This window comes from Dactylosporangium aurantiacum, from assembly GCF_000716715.1.
Lineage (GTDB): Bacteria > Actinomycetota > Actinomycetes > Mycobacteriales > Micromonosporaceae > Dactylosporangium > Dactylosporangium aurantiacum.
This window is the reverse complement of the sequence record NZ_JNYJ01000008.1, coordinates 217,755-239,416: the sequence shown is the minus strand read 5'-3', so window position 1 is coordinate 239,416 and position 21,662 is coordinate 217,755. Positions and strand designations below refer to the sequence as shown.

The window sequence follows — 21,662 nt, the reverse complement described above, 5'->3', positions numbered from 1 at the left end:
TCGGCAGCAAACAATCTACGGTGAGGGCAGGCCGATGGCTCCCCTCGCCAAAAAGCCTAAATGGGACCGGCCCCGTGCCGATGGGGCGTTTACGGGTGTCACTGGGTAGCGTCGGGGCCGCCACCGTGACGGTCGGGAGGGATGCGTGTCGCCGCGTAGGGTGCTGGCCGGCTACTGCGTGATCATGGCTGCCCTCGTGGCGGCCAATTTCGCGCTGCCCTCCCTGCACCTGGTCCTGTGGTCGGCGATCGGCGGGCTCAGCGTCGCGGCCATCGTCACCGGCGTGCGCATCAACCGGCCCCGCCGCCGCGCACCCTGGTTCCTGCTCGCCGGCGCCGTCGCCTCGTTCATCACCGGCGACCTCATCGCCGACGTGCTCACCCGCGTGCTGGACCGGCAGGGCTTCCCGTCCGTCGCCGACGGCTTCTACCTGGCCGTGTACGTGCTGATCGCGGCCGCGCTCATCGGCCTGATCCACATCGGGGTGGCCCGGCGCGACCCGAACGGCCTGTACGACGCGGTCACCGTCACCGCCGGGCTCGGGCTGCTGTCGTACATCTTCCTCATCCGGCCCTACGTCGAGGACCCGGCCCTGTCGGTGCTGGAGAAGAGCATCTCCATCGCCTATCCCCTGGCCGACATCGTCGTGCTCGCCGTCGGCGCGCGGCTCATCAGCACCGTGCGGCGCAGCCCGGCCCTGCTGCTGCTGGCCGCCGGCGGGATCGGCCTGCTCAGCGCCGACGTCGGCTACGGGCTCAAGCAGCTCAACGGCGTCTGGGAGACCGGCGGCCCGGTCGACCTCGGATGGGCCGCGTTCTACGTGCTGTGGGGCGTCGCGGCGCTGCACCCGTCCATGCGCGACCTCACCGAGCCCAAGGTGCACCGCGCCGGCGAGGAGCACTTCGGCCGGCTGCTGCTGCTCGGGCTGGCCCTGTTCATCGCGCCGTGCGTGCTGTACTTCGAGATGCGCACCGGCGAGGTCCACGACGCCACCGTCATCGCCGCCTCCTCGGCGCTGCTGTCCGGCATGGTGCTGCTGCGCCTCGGCCGGGCCGTCAACGTGCAGCGGCGCACCGTGCAGCGCGAGCGCCGGCTGCGCCGGGCCGGTGCGGCGCTGCTCATGGCGACCGACGAGGCCGGCGTCACGGCGACGGCGCGCACCGCGATCGCCGAGCTGCTGCCCCTCGGCCGGCCGCACCGGGTCGTGCTCGCCCCGGCCGGCGACGGGGCCGTGTCGATGCCGTACACGCGCAGCCTCGCCCCGGCGCTCGCCGAGGAGCTCGGTGACTTCGAGGTCACCCTCTGCTGCCCCCTGGCGCCGGTCGAGGGCCGCGAGTCGGGACGGGCGCTCTACATCGCCTCGGACGAGGTGACGCTCGTCGGCGTGCAGGAGGCCGCGCAGATCCTCGCCACCCAGGCCGCCCTCGCCCTGGAACGCATCGCCCTCGGCGAGGAGATCGGCCGGCGCAACAGCGAGGCGTACTTCCGCACCCTCGTGCTGGAGACCGCCGACGTCATCCTCATCGTCGGCGACCACGACCAGATCCGCTACGCCAGCCCGTCGGCGCGGGCCCTGTTCGGCAGCGACGAGCTCGACGGCACCCCGCTGCCGATGGCGTTCGCGAAGGAGAGCCTCGTCGAGGTCGACCGCCGCCTGCACGAGCTGCGCACCCGCGGCGTCGACCGCCCCGGCGACGACCTGCGCGTGGTCGGTGCCGACGGCCGGCCCGCCCTGGTCGAGGCCACCTTCCGCGACCTGCGCGGCGAGCCGACCGTCGGCGGCATCGTCGTCACCCTCCGCGACGTCACCGAACGCAGCCGGCTGCAGGCGGAGCTGTACCAGCGCGCCACCTTCGACGCCCTGACCGGCCTGCCGAACCGCGAGGTGTTCCTCGGGCGGGTGCAGGAGGCGGTCAGCTCCGGCGCCGAGAACGGCGCGACGGTCGGCGTGCTCATCATGGAGCTCGACGACTTCAAGGTCGTCAACGACACCCTCGGCCACAGCGCCGGCGACGCGCTGCTCGTCGCGGTCGGCAAGCGGCTCACCGAGGCGCTGCGCTCCGTCGACGGCTCCTACGGCGCGGCCGGCACCGTCGCCCGCCTCGGCGGCGACGAGTTCGCCGCGCTGGTCCGCCGCGCCGGCACCGCCGCCGACGTCGAACGCGTCGCGGAGAAGGTCCTCGCGAGCTTCGCCGCCCCGTTCGAGCTGCCGCACGGCGACGTCACCGCCACCGCCAGCATCGGGGTGGCCACGACCGCCGAGGCCGCCGACGCCCAGGACCTGCTGCGCCACGCCGACCTCGCCGTGTACGTCGCCAAGGACGCCGGCAAGGACCGCTGGCGGCGCTACGAGTCGTCGCTGCACAGCGCCGTCGTCGAGCGGCACAAGCTGCGCGCCGACCTGGACCGGGCCATCGCCGACGGCGCGTTCCTGCTGCACTTCCAGCCGATCGTCGCCATCGGCGACCGCCGCACCCACGGCTTCGAGGCCCTCGTGCGGTGGAACCACCCGACCCGCGGCATGGTGCCCCCGGCCGAGTTCATCTCCGTCGCCGAGGAGAGCGGCCTCATCGTGCCGCTCGGTGCGTGGGTGCTGCGCAACGCGGTCGAGGCCGCCGCGCAGTGGCGCCTGCTGCACCCCGGCGAGGACGTGTACGTGTCGGTCAACGTCTCCGCCCGCCAGTTCCGCGGCCGGGAGCAGGGCTTCGCCCGCTGGGTGCTGCAGGAGATCGACCGGATGGGCCTGCCGCCGGCGAGCCTGCTGCTGGAGATGACCGAGAGCCTGCTGCTGCACGACGACGGCGAGGTCGCCGCCGAGCTCGCCGAGCTGCGCGAGGCCGGCGTCCGCATCGCCATCGACGACTTCGGCACCGGGTTCTCGTCGCTGTCGTACCTGCGCCGCCTCCCCGTCGACGTGCTCAAGCTCGACAAGAGCTTCATCGACACCATCGCGTCCTCCGCCGAGCAGCACGCCGTCGTCGACATGATCGTGCAGCTCGCCGCGATCCTGCAGCTGCAGATCGTGGCCGAAGGCATCGAAACCGAGGCTGAGCGTGACCTGCTGGTGACGATGGGCTGCCATTTGGGGCAGGGGTACTTGTTCTCCAGGCCGTTGAGCTACGGTGACGCGAGTCAATGGTTGTTGGAGGAAGCGTCGGGGCTTCAACGGGGAAGTCGGACGGCGGCCTGACCATAGGGCCCACGGAGGATTTGTGCTCAACCACCTCGCCGCTGCTGTCGACGACGACCCGCGCTACAGCGGCATCGCCCACCTGCGCGCCAGCACCCGCTACTACGACGCCGTCATCGACGAGATCGACGGCCGCAGGATCCGCGTCGGCGAGCACTGGCTCACCGACTGGGCGTCGTGCAACTACCTCGGCTTCGACCTCGAGCCGCAGATCATCGACGCCGTCGAGGGCGAGCTGCGCCGCTGGGGCACCCACCCCAGCTGGTCGCGGATGCTGGGCAACCCGGCGCTGTACCCGCAGATCGAGGAACGCCTCGCCGACCTGCTCGGCACCCCCGACACCCTCGTGCTGCCCACGATCACGCAGATCCACCTGTCGGTCATCCCGGTCCTCGCGCAGCAGGGCACGCTGCTCGTCGACAGCCGCGCGCACAAGACCATCTGGGACGGCTGCGTGCACGCCCGTGGTCTGGGTGCCACAGTGAAACGGTTCAAGACGATCGACGAGCTGGCCTCGCTGCTCGCCACCGACCTGCCCGGCCCGGTCCTGGTCTGCATGGACGGCGTCAACAGCATGACCGGCAACATCCCGCGCATCGCCACGTACCTGGACCTGTGCCGGGCGCACGGGGCGATCCTGTACGTCGACGACGCGCACGGCTTCGGCGTCATCGGCGAGCGCGCGTCGGACGAGACCTCGCCGTACGGCACCCGCGGCAACAGCATCGTGCGGTACTTCGGCGAGTCCTACGACGACGTCGTGCTCGTCGGCGGGTTCTCCAAGGCGTACTCGTCGCTGCTGGCCTTCCTCGCGGTGCCGACCGTGCTGAAGAACCGCCTCAAGTCCGCCGCCGCCCCGTACCTGTACTCGGGCCCGTCACCGACCGCGTCCCTCGCCACGGTCCTGGCCGGCTTCGACGTCAACGCCGAGCGCGGCGACAAGCTGCGCGCCGACCTGCACCGGATGTCGACCCGCGTGCTGCAGCACGTCCGCGGCCTCGGCATCTTCACCCCGAACACCGACGACACCCCGATCATCGAGCTGCCGATCGCCCTGGACCGCGACCTCGTCGAGGTGTCGGAGCTGCTGTGGCGGCGCGGGCTGTTCGTGACCCTCGCGCCGTATCCGGGCGTGCCACGCGACCAGGTGGGGTTCCGGGTGCAGGTCACGGCCGCGAACACCGACGAGCAGATCGACGAGCTGAACGCGGTGATCAGCGAACTGGCGGCGGCGGACGTGTTCCAGTCGGCCCGCGAGACGAGCGCCAGCTGACCATCCCTCGGACGCCGCCGGTCAGCCGCCGCGGGTCAGACGCTGCGGGTCACCAGGACCGGGCTCGCCGCGTGGTGCACGATCAGCTGGGTACGCGGGTTCGGCCGGGGTTGCTCGAACCAGCAGACCCGGTGCGCGCCGACGACCAGCAGCAGGGCGGTGTCCGCCGCTGCCGTCAGAGCCTCCAGCACCGGCTCGTCCATGCCGGCGAACCTGGCGTCGACGTCGCGGTGGCGGCGCAGCCACGGGGCCAGGTCGGCGTACACGGTGGTGTGCGGGCGGTCGTGGCCGGCGTGCACGGCGACCAGGGGGACGTCGCGCGAGCGGGCCTCGTCGTAGGCGAACTCGAGGGCCCGCCAGCTCGACTGGGAGCCGTCGACGCCGACCACGACCGGGGCGGTGCCCGGCTGGGCCGTGAACGGGTCGGCGCCGGGGCCGGCGCGGTCCGCGGCGGGCGGGCCGGGCCAGCGGTCCAGGGGGCGCCGGTCCTCGGTCAGCCAGCGTTCGCCGCGGTTGACGACGAGGACGGGGCAGTGGGCGTACGCGGCCAGGTGGGCGCCGACCGACGAGTTGAGCAGGCCGCCCTCGTGGGGTCTGCCGCCGATCGCCACCAGGCTCGCGGCGCGGGACTGCTCCTGCAGCACCCGCGCGGCGGGGCCGCCCACCGTGACCGTCTCCACGGAGATGCCCGGCTGCCAGCCCCGCGCGTCGGCGGCCGCGTCGAGGACCACGCCCTGGCTGTCGGCGGGGCCCTCCCAGCTCATCGCATGCACGATCCGCAGCGGCCGGTTGTGCCGGGCGGCCTCGTCGGCGGCCCACCGCACCGCACCGAGACTCGCCACTGAACCGTCGACGCCGACGACCACTGGTCTGTCCATGCATCCAACGTCCCTCGCGGGACAGGCATCGACAACGCCAGCGGGGGCGGGCGTCAGTCCTCGGACTTCTTCTTCCGGCGGCGGGTCGTGCGCTTGCGGGGCTTCGGGTTGCCGGAGGCGAGCCTGGTGTACGTCAGCATGTTGGCCAGCCCGATGCCGATCGTGGCGAACAGGACCTGGATCGCCAGCTCCCACCAGCTCCACTCGATCTTCCAGACCTTCACCAGGGCCTTGTCGTCGACGTTGACCAGCTCGGCGACGAGCGTGCCGAGCAGGGCCGCGCCGACGCCGATGAGGAACGTGATGAACAGCCCGATCGACTGGCGGCCCGGCAGGACCAGCCGGCCCAGGACACCGATGAGCAGACCGATCGGGATCGCGCTCAAAAAGTCGTTGATGTGCATGGCACCCGCGCTCCCATCGCGACGAACCAGATGAATCAATCGAGCGGCACCGTACACGTCCGCGGCCCGGACCGCAGGGTTGGGAGTCGGCTACCGGCGTCCGCCCATGCACCACGGGTGGATCTCGGTCTCGTCGTACCGGCCGGGCAGGACGTCGCCGAAGCGGACCTGCGCGGCTTCGACCAGCGCCGCGGTGCCGACCCAGCCGCCGTCGTCGTGGGAGTACAGCTCACCGCGGGCGAGCGTGCCCGGCGCCGCAGGGCCGGCCGGTGGCGGCACGGTGCCGGGTGCCGCGTGCCCGATGAGCAGGAAGCCGTCGCCTGCGCCGGTGGCGTGCTGCCACATGGTGCCGCCGAGGGTGTCCTCGTACCGCAGCAGCAGCACGGGATCGTAGACGCCGGCGCGGAAGTTCGGCTCGTCGAACGCGAACGCCCGCGCCGTGGCGACGTCGGGTAGCTCGACGATGTGGATGCTGCCCGTCGCCTCGGTGCGGTCGGCGGTCAACGTCGGGCCACGGGCGGTCAGTTCCTCGACGAAGCGGTCCATGTACGACCAGTGCTCCTCGACCAGCTTCTCGCGCAACGGTCCGGTGCCGGGGACATCGACGCCCCAGACGAAATGCAGCATGGTGCGGCAGTCTGCCATGTGGTCAGGACGGCACCTGCGCCGCCAGCACCGTCGCGCCGGCGGCGTCGGCCGGCGCCGGATCCACCCGTCATTCCATTTCTACGGTTTTCGCCGCTTTCGTGAGCCTCGGTGACGGCCACCCGACGGTGCCTGGCGATTGACACCCGCCGACGGGCGCCCATACGGTTCGAGCCACCATGACGCACCTCGGCGGATCGTCCAAGCTGCTCAGGGCCATGAACGACGCGGCGGCCCTGAGTCATGTCCTCGAACGCGGCACCCTTACGCGCAGCGACCTGCGGGAGCTGACCGGCCTGTCCAAGCCCACGATCTCCGAGGCGCTGCGGCGGCTCACGGAGGCGAAGCTGGTCACCGTCGTCGGCTACGTCAGCGCCGGACCCGGCCCCAACGCCGAGGTGTACGCGGTGAACCCGGACGCGGCGTACTCCGTCGCGCTGTCCGTGCGGGACCGGGCCTTCGACCCGCTCGGCTCGTCGGGTTCGGGGCTGCCGGCGGTGTCCGCGGCGGTGACCGACCTCGCCGGGACCGTCCGCGGGCGGCTGGAGCTCGCCGTCGACTTCACCCGCACCGACCCGGTCTCCGCCGTCGTCGACGCCGTGCAGGACGTGTGCAAGGAGGCGCGGATCGCGCCCGACCCGGTCGCGCAGGTGCAGATCGCCGTCGCCGGCTCGTACGACCCGCGCACCGACGTGCTGCACCACGTCGAGGTCCCCGGCTGGGGGCGGCCCGGGCTCGTCGACGACCTGCGCCGCCGCCTCGGCGTGCCGGTCGGCGTGGACAACGACGTGAACCTCGCCGCCGTCGCCGAACGCGCCCACGGCGCCGGCCGCGACGCGGAGAGCTTCGCGCTGCTGTGGCTCGGCGAGGCCGGCCTGGGCCTGGCCATCGACCTCGGCGGCACCCTGCTGCGCGGCGCCCGCGGCGGCGCCGGCGAGATCGGGTACATGCCGATGATGCTGCCGGGCGTCACCGGTGGCCGCGGGTTCACCGGCCGCGTCGACTTCCAGGACCTCGTCGGCGGCGGCGCCGTGCTCGACCTCGCCGCCGAGTACGGCCTGCGGGAGAGCACCGCCGCCGGCACCATGGCCGCCGCGGTCGCCCGTGCCGCGGACCGGGACGACGCGGCCCGCAGCTTCGTCACCACCCTCGCCGGCCGGATCGCCATCGGCCTGTCCGCGGTCGTGGCCGTGCTCGACCCGCCGCTGGTCGTCATCGGCGGCGAGGTCGGCCAGGCCGGCGGCCCGATCCTCGGCGCCGCGGTCGCGACCGCGCTGGCCGAGGCGGCGCCGCTGGAGACCGCGATCGCCACCAGCACCCTGCAGGACGACGCGGCGCTGCTCGGCGCCCAGGAGGCGGGGCGCTCCGCGGTCCGCGACTCGATCCTCGCCACCCTGCGCCGCCCCACCAACTAGCCCACGAACCGGCGGAGAAACCCGGCCCGGCGCACCCGCCAGGCCGGGCTCGACCGTGTGCGCCCGCCCACCGGCCCGATGTCAATTGGCTCAATGCACCATGGTGGATGCGGACTTCTTGCGGCACGATGTGAAAACTTTGCCGCCGAAAGTACAAAACCGAGGAGGACCGGCGATGGTTGTTGCGCCGGAACGGATGGTCGTGGGGTTCGCGGGCGACGGGTCCGGCAGCGGCGAGCTGTCGTGGGGCCAGCTGGAGAACTGGTCGGCGATCGTCAAGCAGGGCACCTGGCTGCCGCTCGGCGGGGTCCGGCCGCTGCCGGCCGGCACCACGCTCGACGACGTCGCCGACGAGGTGCGGTACCTGATGGGGCGGTACCAGCCGATGCGCACCCGGCTCAGGTCCGGCCCGCACGGCCGGCCGGAGCAGGTCGTGCACGCGACCGGCGAGCTCGTCGTCGACGTCCACGACGCCGGGCAGGACGACCCGGACGCGGTCGCCGCCGCCGTACACGAGCAGCTGCGCGACACGCCGATGGACTTCACCACGCAGTGGCCGGTGCGCTACGCCGTGGTGCGCCGCGGGCCGGTCCTCACGCACGTGGTGCTGCTGGTCAGCCACTTCGTCACCGACGCCGCCGGGGCGGTCACGATGATGACCGAGGTCGCCGCCCGCGCGACGGCGCCGGTCACCGGGTTGCAGCCGCTCGCCCAGGCCGAGTGGCAGTGCTCACCGGCCGGCCGTCGGCACAACGAGCACGCGCAGCGGCACTGGGAGCGCATCGTGCGGCAGGTCGAACCGGTCAGGTTCCCCCCGCCGCCGGTGCGGATGTCGCCGCGGTACTGGCACGGCGAGCTCACCTCGGCGGCGCTGCCGGCGGCGGTGGAGGCGATCAGCGCCCGCGCCGGCGTGGAGTCCGCGACCGTGCTGCTGACCCTGTACGCGGCGGCGCTGCGCCGGGTCGTCGGCGTGGACCCGGTGGTGATCCGGCCGGTCACCAGCAACCGGTTCCGGCCCGGCCTCGCCGACGTGGTGTGCACCCTGGCGCAGGCCGGCCTGTTCCGCCTCGACGTGGGCGACGGGCCGTTCGACGAGCTGCTGGGCCGGGCCGGCCGGGCGGCGCTGACGGCGTACAAGTACGCCTACTTCCACCAGGCGCAGATGGCGGACCTCGTCGAGCGGGTCGGCCGGGAGCGGGGCGCCCCGATCGAGCTCGGCTGCTACTTCAACGACCGGCGCGGCGCGGGCACGGCCGACGCGCCGGACGGGTTCCGGTGGGTGGGGCGGCAGGACGCGCCGACGTTCGAGCCGCTGTTCGTGCACGTCGACGACGCCACCTGCGACGGCGCGGCCGCGGTACGGCTCACCGTCTACCTCGACGCCGCGCACGTGTCGCCGGCCGACGGGGCGGCGGTGCTGCACGCCATGCGGGACATCGCGGTGTCGGCCGCTCAGCCCCAGGCGGCGGCCGCCGTGCCGTAGGACGGCGGCAGGTGCGGCCAGGTGAGGGGCGCGCCGTCGAGCGTGCCCGGCGGGCGCACACCGGTCCAGCCGTTGCCGAGCGGCGCCAGGTACGGCGCGACCGGCGTGTCGTCCGGCGCCGCCGGGTCGGCGGGGGTGTCCAGCAGCCAGCGGGCGGTCCGGGCGAGCGACACCTCGACGTGGGCGGCGGCGCCGGTGCGGGCCCGCCCGGCGAGCGCGGCGAGCGCCCCGGCGGCGGCGAGGTACCCGGTCGCGTGGTCCAGCAGCTGGCACGGCAGCGCGCCGGGCCGGCCGGTGCCGTCCCGCATGCGCCGGGCGATGCCGGTCGCGACCTGGACCAGGCTGTCGAAGCCGCGCCGGGCGCCCCACGGACCGGTCGTCCCCCACGCCGACAGCGTCACCACGACCGTGCCGGGGTGCCGGTCGGCGACCTGGTCCGGGTCGAGTCCGAACCGGCGCAGCGCGCCCGGGCGGTACCCGGTGACGAGCACGTCGGCGCCGGCGAGCAGCCGGTGCAGGGTGTCCAGGCCGGCCGGGGTGCCGGCGTCCAGGACGGTGCTGGCCTTGCCGACGACCCCGTCGACGGCGTGCATCGGCAGCTCCGGGCGGGCCGGGTCGTCCACGCGCAGCACGTCGGCGCCGAGCGCGCCGAGCATCCGGGTGCCGGCCGGGCCGGCGATGACCCTGGTCAGGTCGAGCACCCGGATCCCGGACGCCGGCAGCGGCCCGGCCGCGGCCAGCGGGCGGGCGGTGCCCGGCAGGGGCGTCATGCACACCAGCGGCGCGTCGGGCTCCGGGTCGGGCCAGCGGCCCGGCTCGCGGGCGGCGACGGCGAGGCCGCCCGCGCCGTACACGAGCCGCTCGACCTCCTCGGCGGGCCGGGCCTCGATCGCGGCGGCCACACCGGCCTCGTCCGTGCCGAGGGCGGCCAGGAGCGCGGCGCGGTGCCACGGGTAGTTGGCGTGGGTGCGGACCCAGCCGTCGGCGGCCGGCCACAGCCGCGACAGCGGGGCGAACCCGCCGACACCCGCACCGGCCGGGTCGCGCAGCAGCGCCTCGGCCCGCACCGCGGCGGCGACGTGCCCGGTGTCCAGGGCGACCGCGGGCCGCCGGCCGGTGCGGGCCTCGGCGAGGTCGGCGGCGGCGTCCAGGCACCTGGCCACCGCCGCGGTCGCGCAGCCGGCGACCGCCAGGGGTGCCGCCAGGGACCCGGGGACGGCGGGACCGTGGATCTCGACGCTCATCCGTGCATTCTCGCTCGACACCCCGCCGCGCCGGGTGCATGCTCTGCGTCACGATGGGTGCGCTTGACATGGTCGCCGCGCGGGTCGCCGGCGGCGCGACGGTCCAGTTCCGGCCGACCGGCTCGTCGATGGTGCCGCTGATCCGCAGCCGGCAGCTGGTGACGGTCGGCCCGGTCGACCCGGCGAAGGTCGAGGCCGGCGACATCGTCCTGGCCAGGGTCGCCGGCACGGTCTACCTGCACCTGGTCTCGGCCGTCGACACCGCCGGGGCGCGGGTGCAGATCTCCAACAACCGGGGCCGGGTCAACGGCTGGACCGGCCACGCGAAGGTGTACGGCCTGTGCGTCGCCGTGGAAGGGGTACGCCGGCCCCGCGTCGACGGCAAGCTCCGCTGAGCTTTTGAGAAAGTCGGACATCGGTTGTCAGGTTTTCCTGGCACCGTCACCGGTATGAACACACCACTGAAAGGCAAGGTCGCGCTGGTCGCCGGGGCCACCCGGGGCGCCGGCCGGCAGATCGCGGTGCAGCTGGGCGCCGCCGGCGCCACCGTGTATGCGACCGGGCGCACCACCCGGCGGCAGCCGTCGGAGATGAACCGGCCGGAGACGATCGAGGAGACCGCGGAGCTGGTCACCGCGGCCGGCGGCGTCGGCATCGCCGTGCAGGTCGACCACCTCGTGCCGCAGCAGGTGCGCGACCTCGTCGCCCGCATCGACGCCGAGCAGGGCCGCCTCGACGTGCTCGTCAACGACATCTGGGGCGCCGAGGGGCTGTTCACCTGGGACAAGCCGCTGTGGGAGGACTCCCTGGAGACCGGCCTGCACATCCTGCGCCTCGCCGTCGACACCCACATCATCACCAGCCACGCCGCGCTGCCGCTGCTCATCCGCCGCCCCGGCGGGCTCGTCGTCGAGGTCACCGACGGCACCACCGAGTACAACGCCGACACCTACCGGGTGTCGTTCTTCTACGACCTGGCCAAGACGTCGGTGCTGCGGCTGGCGTTCGCGCAGGCGCACGAGCTCAAGGCGCACGGCGCGACCGCGGTCGCGATCACACCCGGCTGGCTGCGCTCGGAGATGATGCTCGAACACTACGGCGTCACCGAGGCGAACTGGCTCGACGCGACCGCGAAGGAGCCGCACTTCGTGATCTCGGAGTCGCCGGCGTACGTGGGGCGGGCCGTCGCCGCGCTCGCCGCCGACCCGGACGTCGCCCGGTGGAACGGCCAGTCGCTGTCCAGCGGGCAGCTGTCCGGCGTGTACGGGTTCACCGACCTCGACGGCAGCCGGCCCGACTGGTTCCGGTACTTCCGCGAGGTGCACGAGGCGGGCAGGCCCGCCGACGCGACCGGCTACCGGTAGAGCGCGGTCATCCGGTCGGCGGCGGCGCGCATCAGGTCGCGCAGCTCCTGCGGGGCGAGCACCTCGACCTCCGGGCCGAGCCGCAGCAGCTGCGTGTAGGCGACGCCGACGGACTCCACCGGCAGCTCCAGCACCACCCGGCCCTGCTCGTCGGCCGGGCGGTGCCGCTCCTCCCAGCCGGCGAGGGCGTCGCGCACCGCCAGGGCCTCCACCGCGTACCGCAGCAGCCGCAGCCCCGCCGGGGTGACCCGGATCGTGACCCGCTCCGCCAGGACCCGCCGGACGAACTCGTCGGCGCGGACCGCCCAGAACGCGGCCAGGTCGAACCCCGGGTCCCGGGTGAACGCCGTCCCGTCCGCGGTCAGCTCCACGATCCGGTCGACCCGGTACACGCGCAGGTCACCGCCGACCCGCCCGACGAGATACCAGGCGCCGTTCTTGAGCACCAGGCCGTACGGCTCGACGGTGCGGGTGACGACCTCGCGGCGCTCGTACCGCAGCCGCACCACCCGGTCGTCCCAGACGGCGCGGGCCAGGTCCGCCAGCCACGGCGGCGGCTGCGCCGGATCCTCGAACCAGCCGGGCACGTCGAGGTGGAACCGCTGCCGGGCCCGGCCGGCGGCGTCGCGGATCGGGGCCGGCAGCGCCGCGGCGACCTTCAGCTCGGCGACGGCGAGCACGTCGCCGAGGCCCATGTCCCGGACCGGCCCCGGCAGCCCCGACAGGAACAGCGCCTCCGCCTCGGCCCGGCTGAGGCCGTTGAGCTTCGTCCGGTACCCGTCCAGCAGCCGGTACCCGCCGGCGCGGCCCTGCTCGGCGTACACGGGCACACCGGCGGCGGACAGGGCGAGGATGTCGCGGTAGATGGTGCGCTCCGACACCTCGAGGGCCTCGGCCAGCTCGGCGGCGGTGACGGTGCCGCCGGCCTGCAGCAGCAGCACCAGCGAGATGAGCCGGGACGCGCGCACCGCCTGCCGTCCTACTCCCGGTCGGTGCGCGGCTGCGGGTCGGTCTGGCTGGTCGGCTGCGGCTGCGGCTGCGGGTCGGTGCGCGGCTGCGGTTGCGGCTGCGGGTCGGTCTGGCTGGTCGGCTGCGGCTGCGGCTGCGGCTGCGGGTCGGTCTGGCTGGTCGGCTGCGGTTGCGGTTGCGGGTCGGCGGGCGGGTCGAGGGCGTCGACGACGCGGCGGATCTCGTCGGGGGTGCCGTCCAGCTCCACCACCGTGTCCCCGTGCCGGATCCGCACCCGCGGCGCCCGTGGCAGCGACGAGCGCCACGCCGCCACCGCGACGAGCAGGCCGCCGAGCGCGATACCGTTGCTCACCACGGCGTTGATGACCTCGAACGCGGCACCCATCTCGCCCGGCCGCGGCGGCGTCGGGGTCAGGGTCACCGGCACCGCGCGGCGGATCTCGTCGTCGCGCAGCCACCGGTACAGCATCCGGAGGGAGTCCTCGTCGTCGACCTCGAGCCTGATGTCCACGACGGCACGGTACCGTGCGCGCCGCCACCGATCCGGTGAGGCCACGCTAAGCTTTTTCGGGTGGACGACCTAGGCTTCGACTCGTGAACGACGTGGAGCAGCACCCCGCCAGGCGCAACACCCGCCAGCGCGACGCCGTGATGACGCTGCTCAGCAACGTCGACGGGTTCCACAGCGCGCAGGAGTTGCACGTCATGCTCCGCGAACGCGGCGCCAACGTCGGCCTCACCACCGTGTACCGCACACTGCAGCTGCTCGCCGAGACCAACGAGATCGACGTCATGCAGGTGCCCGGCAGCGACACCCGGTACCGCCGCTGCAGCGACCGCCACCACCATCACCTGGTGTGCCGCGGCTGCGGCCGCACCGTCGAGGTCCTCGGCCCCGCCGTGGAGCGCTGGGCCGACCGCATCGGCGAGGAGCACGGCTTCACCGACGTGAGCCACACCCTTGAGATCTTCGGCACCTGCGGCCGTTGCGCCAGGTGATCCCGGGGGCGATCGGGTAGGGTGAGGGTGCGCGAAGGGGAGTAGTCCCTCAACTGCGTGGTCGACATACTGGGGCGCTCGCGTCCCCGGCCACGCGGCCCCGTCCCGGCCCCTCACGGCCGGATGGCACCGACCGCCCAGGTCGGCGTTCATGGGGCGGACGAGACCTTCGACTCAGGCTGAACAAGCCGGGTCGAGGTCGTCCGTGCCCTCCTCCCGGCACCGTCCCGGGAAGGTTGTCTGCACCACATGAGCGGTTTCCTCGCTGCCCTCGCCATCAGCTTCGGCGTCATCTTCGTCGCCGAGCTCGGCGACAAGTCCCAGCTGATGGCTTTGACGTTCGCGACCAGGTTCAAGACCATGCCGGTCCTCATCGGCATCACCGTCGCCACCGCCGTCGTGCACCTCGTGTCCGTCGCCGTCGGCTACGGCCTCGGCGCCGCCCTCCCCACCGGCTGGATCTCCCTCGTCGCCGCCCTGGCGTTCTTCGCCTTCGGCGCCTGGACCCTGCGCGGCGACACCCTCACCGACGCCGAACGCGACAAGGCCGCCCAGCCCACCACCCGCTCCGCCATCGTCGCCGTCGGCGTCGCCTTCTTCCTCGCCGAGCTGGGCGACAAGACCATGCTCGCCACCATCACCCTCGCCACCCAGCACGGCTGGTTCGGCACCTGGCTGGGCTCCACCATCGGCATGGTCGCCGCCGACGCCCTCGCCATCCTGCTCGGCCGCCTGCTCGGCAAGCGCCTCCCGGAACGCGCCATCAAGTACGGCGCGGCCACCCTGTTCGTCCTGTTCGGCGCCTGGCTGCTGGTGGAGGCCCTCCGCGAGCTCCTCTGACCCCGCCCGCCCGCCGACCGGCGGGGCCCGTGACCAACGAATGGGCCGGGGCACCGCCGGCACCCCGGCCGGGGCCGAACCTCCGGCCGCCGCGGTGCACCGCTCCTGGATCGGCCGTCCGGCAGCTGGCGCGGTGAGGTCTGCCTGGCGTCAGCCGGTGGGCTGGGTGGGCCGTGCCGCACCGGGCTGGCGCGGGTGCGCTGCCGGGCTGGCGCGGGTGCGGCTGCCGGGCTGCGCCGGCTGTGGGCCGGCGGTCCGCGGTCGGAGGGGATGGGTCTGCCGCACACCGCCGGCCGCGGGTGCGACCTGGTGGACCGCCGCACCGCGGTGGATCGGGGTCGCCCTGGTGTATCCCTCGGGTAGTGCACGGTGGTGTTGCTGCCGCGATCCGGCGTCTGGGCGGTTGCGGCGGGTGCGACCGGCCGGGGTGCCGTCGGGCTTGACGCCGTGGCCCCGTCGGCCCGGGTGACGCGTTCGGCCCGTCTCCGGTCGGGCGCGCAGCCGCCTACGTGCGGCGCCTGGTGGACAGCGCGCCCTTCGGTCGTGAGGTCCGCTGGGCCTGGCCATCCGTCGGTGCGTCCGCCCGCCAGCCCGCGGGCATTCGCAGGACGTCCGTGGAGCGGGTGCCGCAGGTGACCACCCGGCACGCGCGGCGCACCGAGGGACCCGGCGGTTGCCTCTATCCTTCGGGTGTGACTGCGACGGCCGCACAGCCCGGCCCGGCGGACGACGGTGCCCGGGACCGGTACATCGTCTGCGGCGACGACACGCTGACCATGTATGTGGTGGACGCGTTGGTCGAGGACGGGGCGCAGGTGACGTTGATCCTGGTGAACGGGCCGTCGCAATTGGACCCCGATGACGTGGCGGCGCGGCCGGTCCAGGTGAGGCGCGTCAAGCGGCTGGACGAGGCGGTGTTCCGGTCCGCCGGCATGGAGGCCGCCACCGGGGTGGCGCTGCTGTACGCCGATGACCTGACCAACATCACCGCGGCGCTGGAGGCCCAGGCGGTGCGGCCGGAGGCGCGTTTCGTGCTGCGCATGTTCAACCAGCGGCTCGCAACGCAGATCCGGCCACTGTTCGGCAGCTGTACCGTGCTGTCGGACGCCGCGCTGGCCGCGCCCACGTTCGTCGCCGCGGCGCTCGGTGAGGTGGCACCGACGCACTTCCGGTACGCCGGGCACACGATGTACATCGCCCGGCGTGACCACGTACCGCCGGATCACATCGTGTGCGGGCTCATCGACACCCGCGACCCGGCAGCCGTGCAGCTGCTACCAGCGGACGATCGCGACACGGACGTGGTCCTGGCACACCTGAGGCCCGTTGAACGGAACTGGTCCCCGCCGGTCGGCTGGCGCATGCGGTGGCGGCCACGCGGCGTCCCGCGGGCCGCCCGCGCCGCCGCTCTGCTGGTGACCCGCCCGACCGGCGTGGCACTCGTTGCGATCCTGCTCGCCACGGTCGTGCTGGGCTGGCTGCTGGCGCGCACCCTTCCACAGATGTCGGTGTGGCAGGTGTTCTACCTGACCTTCCAGACCACGGTCACCGGCGGCAACCTGGATCCCACCGGATCGACGGCCCCGCAGGTGATGCAGCTCCTGCTGACCGTCGCCGGCGTGGCGCTGATCCCGGCGCTCGGCGCCTTCCTGTACACCGTACGCCAGTACCTGGCTCAGCCGGCCTGGCGCGACCACGTCGTGATCGCGGGTCTGGGCAGTCTCGGTACGCAGGTGATGCGGTATCTGCACGACCTCGGCGTCGAAGCGGTCGGCATCGACAAGCGGGCCGACGCGCCCGGCGTCCACTCCGCACGCCGGGCCGGCATCCCAGTGATTGTCGGCGATGCCAGCACCGAGGCGACGCTCACCGCGGCGAGGGTCGAGACCTGCCGGACGCTGGTCGTGCTCGGACGCGACGACATGGCCAACCTGCAGGCCGCGTTGACCGGCCGCGAGCTCGCTCCCGAGGCCCGGGTCGTGCTGCGGGTGTCGGACCTCCGGGCGGAACGCGCGCGCCGGGCGTTCAATTTTGCCGTGTCGCACAGTGTCTCGGCGCCGGCGGCCGCGGCGTTCGCCACGGCCCTGCTCAACCGCGAGATTCTCGCCGCCATCCCCATCGGCTACCGGGAGCTGCTCGTGGCCGAGGTCTCCGTCGCCGCCGGCGCGCCGCTCGTCGGCCAGCCCGCCACCGAGGTCGATCGGGCAGGCGCGGTACGCCTGGCCGGAGTTGCCTTGTCCGATGGTCAACTCCTTGACCCCGTCGCTTCCCGGCAGCGGCAGCTCACCGTGGAGGACCGGTTGCTCGTCGTGGCGCGTGGGTCGGCGCTCACCAACCTGGTCCGCCGGGCCAGTGCCGCCGCTCAGGAGTCCGCACCGCCCGTTTCGTAGCAGAGCACCGGCGCCGCGTCGCATGCCCGGGCCCGGTCAGGCCGAGGCCGGATCCCGCGTGGATGACCGCCTCGGCCCGCATGGCCGCCGTGGCGGCCGTCTCGCTGACGGACACGGCCGCGAGTGCGGGGTCGGGTTCACCCACCGTGCGCGGACGTCGCCTGCCGGGACCGGGCCGGCGCTCGTGCCGACGGAAGCGGCCCGCGGTGCGCCGGACGCGATCCAGACCGGGACGACCCGCCCCGTGGCGACGGGCCCCGGAGGCGTTCAGGACAGGTCTGCGACACCGGCACTCCCGCCATGTGCACCGACAGCCAGCCCGCGGCTACCGAGCAACCTTGCGCACCCGCAACGGTTCACCACCGGGCTTCGCCGCCGAGAGCGACGTCTTCCACCACGACCCCCCACCGGCCAGGCAAGACCACCGGCTGGATCACGCGACCCGACCCGAACCCGGAAAGGACGATCGAACCGGTCCCAATCAGGCACGAACGCGATGCCCGGACCTCGACACCCGCACCCGCCTGGCACGCGGCTTCGCCCGGCGGCTGGTCCCGGCTCCGCCGCCGCCGGCCTGCTCCGCGATGACCACGCCGTTATCGTCCGCCTGACCCACCACCGGAACTCCGGGCGCCGAGCCACCCCGGCCACGACCAGCCAGGTCGCCCGGCCACGTCGCGGGCACGATGACGCGGGCAAGCTGTCGCCGGCAAGCTGTCGCGGGCGACCTGGCCGCACCACCGCCGGAGTGCCGAGTTGCCGGGTTACGCGGGGCAGCCCGGCTCGCCATCGCCGCGGATCCTGAGCAGCCCGGCCTCCTGGGCCATCCCGGCCATCCCGGCCAACCCGGCCACGCACCGGGCAGCACGCAGCAACCCTGCACCGGAAGGCGGCCCGGTCGATGGACCGGCCGGGTCACCTCCCGGTGCGATCAGGGTGATGCGATCAGGGTGACGCGATCAGCGCCGGTAACGGTCAACAGGCGCGGTCAGCGGCGCTTGGTGGGCTTCACGATGCGGTCGGTGCCGACCTTGTCGCGGAGCACCTCGGGGACCAGGACCGAGCCGTCCTCCTGCTGGAACTGCTCCAGGATGGCCGGGAAAATGCGGCTGGTGGCGAGGGCCGAACCGTTGAGCGTGTGGACGAACCGGTTGTTCTTCGAGCCGGGGACCCGGTAGCGGATGCCGGCGCGGCGGGCCTGGTAGTCGCCGGCCCAGGAGACCGACGAGACCTCCTTGTACTTGCCGGTGCTGGGCATCCACACCTCGATGTCGATGGTCTTGCGCATCGAGGCGCTGGAGTCGCCGGCGGCGAGCAGGGAGCGGCGGAAGTGCAGGCCGAGCGAGCTCACCAGGTCCTCGGCGTAGTCGACCATCTCCTCGAGGGTCTTCTCGCCGTCCTCGGGGGTGGTGAACTGGAAGATCTCGACCTTGTTGAACTGGTGGCCGCGGACCGTGCCGCGCTCGTCGGAGTGGGAGCCGGCCTTCTCGCTGCGGTAGCAGGGCGTGTAGGCATACGCCTTGTGCGGCAGGTCGGCCGTATCGAAGATCTCGTTCTGGTAGGCGCCGAGGATCGCGGTCTCCGACGTCGGCAGCAGGAAGCGGCCACGCTCCTCGCCGTCGGTGGCGATGTGGAACACGTCGTCGTAGAACTTCGGGAACTGGCCCGCGGCATAGCCGGCCGAGTCGAGCAGCAGGTGCGGCGGGAGCATGAACTGGTAGCCGGCGGCGAAGTGCCGGTCGATGAACCAGTTGACGAGGGCCCACTCGAGGCGGGCGCCCCAGCCGGTGTAGATCCAGAAGCCGGAGCCGCCGAGCTTGACGCCGCGCTCGAAGTCGACGAGGCCCAGCTCGCTGGCGAGGGTGACGTGGTCGCGGACGTGCTCGATCTTCGGCGCCTCGCCGAAGACCTTCACCACGACGTTGGCCTCCTTGCCGCCGGCCACGACGTCGTCGGCGGGCAGGTTGGGCAGCTCGCTCATCACGGTGGTGAGCTGCTCCTGCACGGCGGCGAGGCGGTCCTCGAGCTCCTGCAGCGCCGCCTTCGAGTCCCGGGTGGTCGGCTCGACGGCCTGGCCGGCGGCCTTCGCGGCGCCGAAGGCGCGGGCCTCCTCCTTGCGGCGGGCCCGCTCGGCGTCGATGTCGCCGATGAGCTCGCGGCGCTGCTTGTCGAGCTCGGCGATGGAGCTCAGGACGCGGGACACCTCGGACGGCTCGAGCCTCTTGGACAGAGCGGCCTCGACGAAGGCCCGGTCCTTGCGAATCAACTCGATGTCGAGCATGGTTGCCGCGCACCTTTGGCTAGGGTTTTTCGGGACGCCTGGGATGTTACCGGGTGCGTCCGACAGATTTTCCTCCTGCCGTCGCCGCCACCCGTTCCCGCCCGGAGCGGCGCATAACGGCGAACGGTGTTCGCGGTTTATGCTTGTCGGCATGCCCGCCACGCCCCGGGAGTCGGTCTGGAGCCGGCCCGACCGCCGGTCGCGGGGTCCGGTCCCGCAGCACACCCGCGCCGAGATCGTCGCCGCCGCCACGGCCCTCGCCGACCAGGGCGGTCTCGACGCCGTGTCGATGCGGGCCGTCGCCGCCGCCCTCGACACCGCGGCCGGCTCGCTGTACCGCTACCTGTCCTCCCGCGACGACCTGCTCGACCTGATGGTCGACGCGGCGCTGAGCGAGCTGCCGGCCGGCGCCCCGGCCGCCGGTGACTGGCTCGACGGCCTCATCGGCGTCGCCCGCGACCAGCTCGCCCTGTACCGGCGCCACCCCTGGCTGAGCGAGGCGGCCCGCCGGGTGAGCACGTTCGGGCCCAACACCATCACCTACTTCGAGCGCTGCCTGGCGATCATGGCCCCGCTGCCGCAGCCGGCGAGCGTGAAGATGGAGGCGGTGGCGGTACTGACCGGCGTGGTGACCCTGTTCGCCACGCCGACGCCGATGAACCCGCCGCCCGACGACCCGCAGGCCGTCCAGCGGCAGCAGGCCGCCGCGGCGCAGCTGTTCGCCATGCTCGACCCGGTGACCCATCCGCACCTCACGGCCGCGTTCACCGCCGCGGCACCCCCGCCGGAGGCGCCGGACCTGTTGGAACGCACCATCCGCGGTGTCCTACGTGGCCTGCTGACCTGAGACCGGCGCGGCGGCGGGAGGCGCGTCGACGGCGCAGTGCCGCGGCGCGGCCGTGGCCGCCGGCGGCTGTTTCGGGTTGCGGATCGTCAGCGCCGCCACCGCGCCCGCCAGCACGCACAGCCCGGCGCAGATGAGCACCGCCGTGTGGAAGCCCGCGGTGAGCTCGTCCGGGTGCAGGTACGCCGTCCCGCTGATCCCGGCCGCCGCCGGCAGCACGGCCACGGCGATCAGCCCGGCCGCCCGGGCGACGTCGTTGTTCACCGCCGACGCCATGCCCGCGTGGCTGGCCCGGGCCGAGGACAGCGCGGTCGCGGTGAGCGGCGCGACCGTCGTGGCGAGCCCCAGGCCGAGGACCGCGACGGCCGGCAGGACGTCGGCGACGTACGAGCCGCCGGTGCCGACCCGGGTGAACAGCGCCATCCCGGCGCCGACGACGACCGGCCCGGCGCTCATCTGCAGACGGGGCCCGATCCGCCCGGCGAGGGCGCCGGAGCGGGCCGACAGCAGCAGCATGATGACGGTGATCGGCAGCAGCGACACGCCGGCCTGCAGCGGCGTGTACCCGGAGCTCTGCTGCAGCTGGATCGGCAGCAGGAACAGGGCGCCGCCGATGGCGCCGTAGACCACGAACGTGACGGCGTTGGTGGCGCTGAACTGGGCGGAGGCGAACAGGTCCAGCGGCAGCATCGGGTGGGCGGTGCGCCGCTCCCACCACACGAACGCGGCCAGCACCGCCGCCCCGGCGGCGAGGGGCACGGGGGAGAAGCCGTCGATGAGCCCGTACGTGACGCCGACCAGGCCGGCGGTGACGAGGACGCCGCCGGTGACGTCGACGGGGCCGGTGGCGGTGGCGTCGCGGGACTCGGGGACGTGCCGCCAGGTGAGGTACACGACGGCGGCGGCGATCGGGACGTTGATCGCGAAGATCAGCCGCCAGGAGGCGGCGCCGACGAGCCAGCCGCCGAGGAACGGGCCGATGGCGGTGGCGACCCCGCCGAGGCCGGACCAGGCGCCGATGGCGCGGCCGCGGTCCTCGGGGCGGAACGACGCCTGCAGGATGGCGAGGCTGCCCGGGGTGAGCAGGGCCGCGCCGACCCCCTGCAGGGCCCGGGCGGCGATGAGGGTCGGCGCGTCCGGTGCCGCGCCGCACAGCACCGACGCGAGCGCGAACCAGATGACGCCGATGAGGAAGACCCGCCGCCGCCCGTACCGGTCGCCGAGCGCCCCGGCGATGAGCAGCAGCCCGGCGAGGGCGAGGGTGTACGACGTGACCACCCACTGCAGGGTCTGCAGGTCGGTGTCGAACGCGCGGCCGATCGCCGGCAGCGCGATACCGACGACGGTCGCGTCGATCGCCGCGATGCCGGAGCCGAGGATCGTCGCGGCGAGGACCCAGCGACCGGCCGGGCTGCCGTACGCGAGTGAGGCCATGCGGTAGAA

18 protein-coding genes are annotated in these 21,662 nt (G+C 73.7%); 10 read left to right on the top strand and 8 right to left on the bottom strand.

The genetic code is table 11. The features are described 5' to 3' along the window. Positions 1 to 145 precede the first annotated feature (145 nt). Positions 146 to 3,190 carry an EAL domain-containing protein gene (locus tag OP18_RS12060; RefSeq protein ID WP_156089454.1) on the top strand — a complete coding sequence of 1,015 codons (3,045 nt, stop codon included), beginning with the start codon at positions 146 to 148 and terminating at the stop codon, positions 3,188 to 3,190. A gap of 22 nt (positions 3,191 to 3,212) precedes the next feature. Beyond that, positions 3,213 to 4,463 (top strand): aminotransferase class I/II-fold pyridoxal phosphate-dependent enzyme, encoded by a 1,251-nt coding sequence (locus OP18_RS12055; RefSeq protein ID WP_081970661.1) that lies wholly within the window; start codon positions 3,213 to 3,215, stop codon positions 4,461 to 4,463. Positions 4,464 to 4,498: 35 nt separating this feature from the next. Here the strand turns inward: OP18_RS12055 and OP18_RS12050 are convergent, their stop codons facing one another. The 3 genes from OP18_RS12050 to OP18_RS12040 all read right to left on the bottom strand — a co-directional run bounded on the left by OP18_RS12050 (position 4,499) and on the right by OP18_RS12040 (position 6,372). Then, positions 4,499 to 5,341 (bottom strand): universal stress protein, encoded by an 843-nt coding sequence (locus tag OP18_RS12050; RefSeq protein WP_081970660.1) that lies wholly within the window; start codon positions 5,339 to 5,341, stop codon positions 4,499 to 4,501. Between the two features lie 53 nt (positions 5,342 to 5,394). After that, complete coding sequence (locus tag OP18_RS12045; protein ID WP_063745491.1) at positions 5,395 to 5,745, bottom strand: hypothetical protein; 351 nt, start codon at positions 5,743 to 5,745, stop codon at positions 5,395 to 5,397. Positions 5,746 to 5,835: 90 nt separating this feature from the next. Beyond that, on the bottom strand, positions 5,836 to 6,372 hold the full coding sequence (locus tag OP18_RS12040; protein WP_033358966.1) for a YciI family protein: 537 nt from the start codon (positions 6,370 to 6,372) through the stop codon (positions 5,836 to 5,838). Between the two features lie 197 nt (positions 6,373 to 6,569). Here OP18_RS12040 and OP18_RS12035 point away from each other — a divergent pair, with 197 nt between their 5' ends. Next, positions 6,570 to 7,805 (top strand): ROK family transcriptional regulator, encoded by a 1,236-nt coding sequence (locus tag OP18_RS12035; protein WP_033358857.1) that lies wholly within the window; start codon positions 6,570 to 6,572, stop codon positions 7,803 to 7,805. A 175-nt stretch (positions 7,806 to 7,980) separates the two neighbouring features. Beyond that, positions 7,981 to 9,288 (top strand): condensation domain-containing protein, encoded by a 1,308-nt coding sequence (locus OP18_RS12030; protein ID WP_081970659.1) that lies wholly within the window; start codon positions 7,981 to 7,983, stop codon positions 9,286 to 9,288. Here OP18_RS12030 and OP18_RS12025 read toward each other — a convergent pair. Further along, the gene (locus OP18_RS12025; protein ID WP_052386572.1) at positions 9,258 to 10,532 is read right to left on the bottom strand and encodes a CoA transferase; all 1,275 of its coding nucleotides are present in this window, start codon (positions 10,530 to 10,532) and stop codon (positions 9,258 to 9,260) included. The two genes, OP18_RS12030 and OP18_RS12025, sit on opposite strands and share 31 nt — an antisense overlap. Positions 10,533 to 10,585: 53 nt before the next feature. Here OP18_RS12025 and OP18_RS12020 point away from each other — a divergent pair, with 53 nt between their 5' ends. Both OP18_RS12020 and OP18_RS12015 read left to right on the top strand, forming a co-directional pair. Continuing rightward, the gene (locus OP18_RS12020) at positions 10,586 to 10,927 is read left to right on the top strand and encodes a hypothetical protein (protein ID WP_033358965.1); all 342 of its coding nucleotides are present in this window, start codon (positions 10,586 to 10,588) and stop codon (positions 10,925 to 10,927) included. 54 nt (positions 10,928 to 10,981) lie between these two features. Further along, the gene (locus OP18_RS12015; RefSeq protein WP_033358854.1) at positions 10,982 to 11,896 is read left to right on the top strand and encodes an SDR family oxidoreductase; all 915 of its coding nucleotides are present in this window, start codon (positions 10,982 to 10,984) and stop codon (positions 11,894 to 11,896) included. On the opposite strand, the gene OP18_RS12010 is transcribed toward OP18_RS12015, so the two are convergent. Next, the gene (locus OP18_RS12010; RefSeq protein WP_033358853.1) at positions 11,887 to 12,864 is read right to left on the bottom strand and encodes a helix-turn-helix transcriptional regulator; all 978 of its coding nucleotides are present in this window, start codon (positions 12,862 to 12,864) and stop codon (positions 11,887 to 11,889) included. The genes OP18_RS12015 and OP18_RS12010 overlap by 10 nt on opposite strands. An 11-nt stretch (positions 12,865 to 12,875) precedes the next feature. Beyond that, positions 12,876 to 13,376 (bottom strand): effector-associated constant component EACC1, encoded by a 501-nt coding sequence (locus OP18_RS59585; RefSeq protein WP_063745490.1) that lies wholly within the window; start codon positions 13,374 to 13,376, stop codon positions 12,876 to 12,878. 83 nt (positions 13,377 to 13,459) lie between these two features. On the opposite strand from OP18_RS59585, the gene OP18_RS12000 reads away from it, so the two are divergent. From OP18_RS12000 to OP18_RS11990, 3 genes are all read left to right on the top strand, one after another. Next, positions 13,460 to 13,864, top strand: coding sequence for a Fur family transcriptional regulator (locus OP18_RS12000; protein ID WP_033358852.1), 405 nt, complete (start codon positions 13,460 to 13,462; stop codon positions 13,862 to 13,864). A 249-nt stretch (positions 13,865 to 14,113) separates the two neighbouring features. Continuing rightward, a complete protein-coding gene (locus OP18_RS11995) occupies positions 14,114 to 14,704 on the top strand; it encodes a TMEM165/GDT1 family protein (protein WP_033358851.1) in 591 nt (196 codons plus the stop codon). 692 nt (positions 14,705 to 15,396) lie between these two features. Continuing rightward, on the top strand, positions 15,397 to 17,094 hold the full coding sequence (locus tag OP18_RS11990; protein ID WP_156089453.1) for an NAD-binding protein: 1,698 nt from the start codon (positions 15,397 to 15,399) through the stop codon (positions 17,092 to 17,094). A gap of 988 nt (positions 17,095 to 18,082) precedes the next feature. On the opposite strand, the gene serS is transcribed toward OP18_RS11990, so the two are convergent. Beyond that, on the bottom strand, positions 18,083 to 19,375 hold the full coding sequence (serS, locus tag OP18_RS11985; protein WP_033358850.1) for a serine--tRNA ligase: 1,293 nt from the start codon (positions 19,373 to 19,375) through the stop codon (positions 18,083 to 18,085). 151 nt (positions 19,376 to 19,526) lie between these two features. Here serS and OP18_RS11980 point away from each other — a divergent pair, with 151 nt between their 5' ends. Next, positions 19,527 to 20,222, top strand: a complete 696-nt coding sequence (locus OP18_RS11980) for a TetR/AcrR family transcriptional regulator (RefSeq protein ID WP_033358962.1) — start codon at positions 19,527 to 19,529, stop codon at positions 20,220 to 20,222. Here OP18_RS11980 and OP18_RS11975 read toward each other — a convergent pair. Beyond that, complete coding sequence (locus OP18_RS11975) at positions 20,202 to 21,653, bottom strand: MFS transporter (protein WP_033358849.1); 1,452 nt, start codon at positions 21,651 to 21,653, stop codon at positions 20,202 to 20,204. The genes OP18_RS11980 and OP18_RS11975 overlap by 21 nt on opposite strands. Between the last annotated feature and the right edge of the window lie 9 nt (positions 21,654 to 21,662).

Coding starts and splice junctions, on each gene's coding strand:
- OP18_RS12050 (WP_081970660.1), bottom strand. CDS start 5,341: ATGGACAGACCAGTGGTCGTCGGCGTCGACGGTTCAGTGGCGAGTCTC.
- OP18_RS12045 (WP_063745491.1), bottom strand. CDS start 5,745: ATGCACATCAACGACTTTTTGAGCGCGATCCCGATCGGTCTGCTCATC.
- OP18_RS12040 (WP_033358966.1), bottom strand. CDS start 6,372: ATGCTGCATTTCGTCTGGGGCGTCGATGTCCCCGGCACCGGACCGTTG.
- OP18_RS12035 (WP_033358857.1), top strand. CDS start 6,570: ATGACGCACCTCGGCGGATCGTCCAAGCTGCTCAGGGCCATGAACGAC.
- OP18_RS12030 (WP_081970659.1), top strand. CDS start 7,981: ATGGTTGTTGCGCCGGAACGGATGGTCGTGGGGTTCGCGGGCGACGGG.
- OP18_RS12025 (WP_052386572.1), bottom strand. CDS start 10,532: ATGAGCGTCGAGATCCACGGTCCCGCCGTCCCCGGGTCCCTGGCGGCA.
- OP18_RS12020 (WP_033358965.1), top strand. CDS start 10,586: ATGGGTGCGCTTGACATGGTCGCCGCGCGGGTCGCCGGCGGCGCGACG.
- OP18_RS12015 (WP_033358854.1), top strand. CDS start 10,982: ATGAACACACCACTGAAAGGCAAGGTCGCGCTGGTCGCCGGGGCCACC.
- OP18_RS11995 (WP_033358851.1), top strand. CDS start 14,114: ATGAGCGGTTTCCTCGCTGCCCTCGCCATCAGCTTCGGCGTCATCTTC.
- serS (WP_033358850.1), bottom strand. CDS start 19,375: ATGCTCGACATCGAGTTGATTCGCAAGGACCGGGCCTTCGTCGAGGCC.
- OP18_RS11980 (WP_033358962.1), top strand. CDS start 19,527: ATGCCCGCCACGCCCCGGGAGTCGGTCTGGAGCCGGCCCGACCGCCGG.
- OP18_RS11975 (WP_033358849.1), bottom strand. CDS start 21,653: ATGGCCTCACTCGCGTACGGCAGCCCGGCCGGTCGCTGGGTCCTCGCC.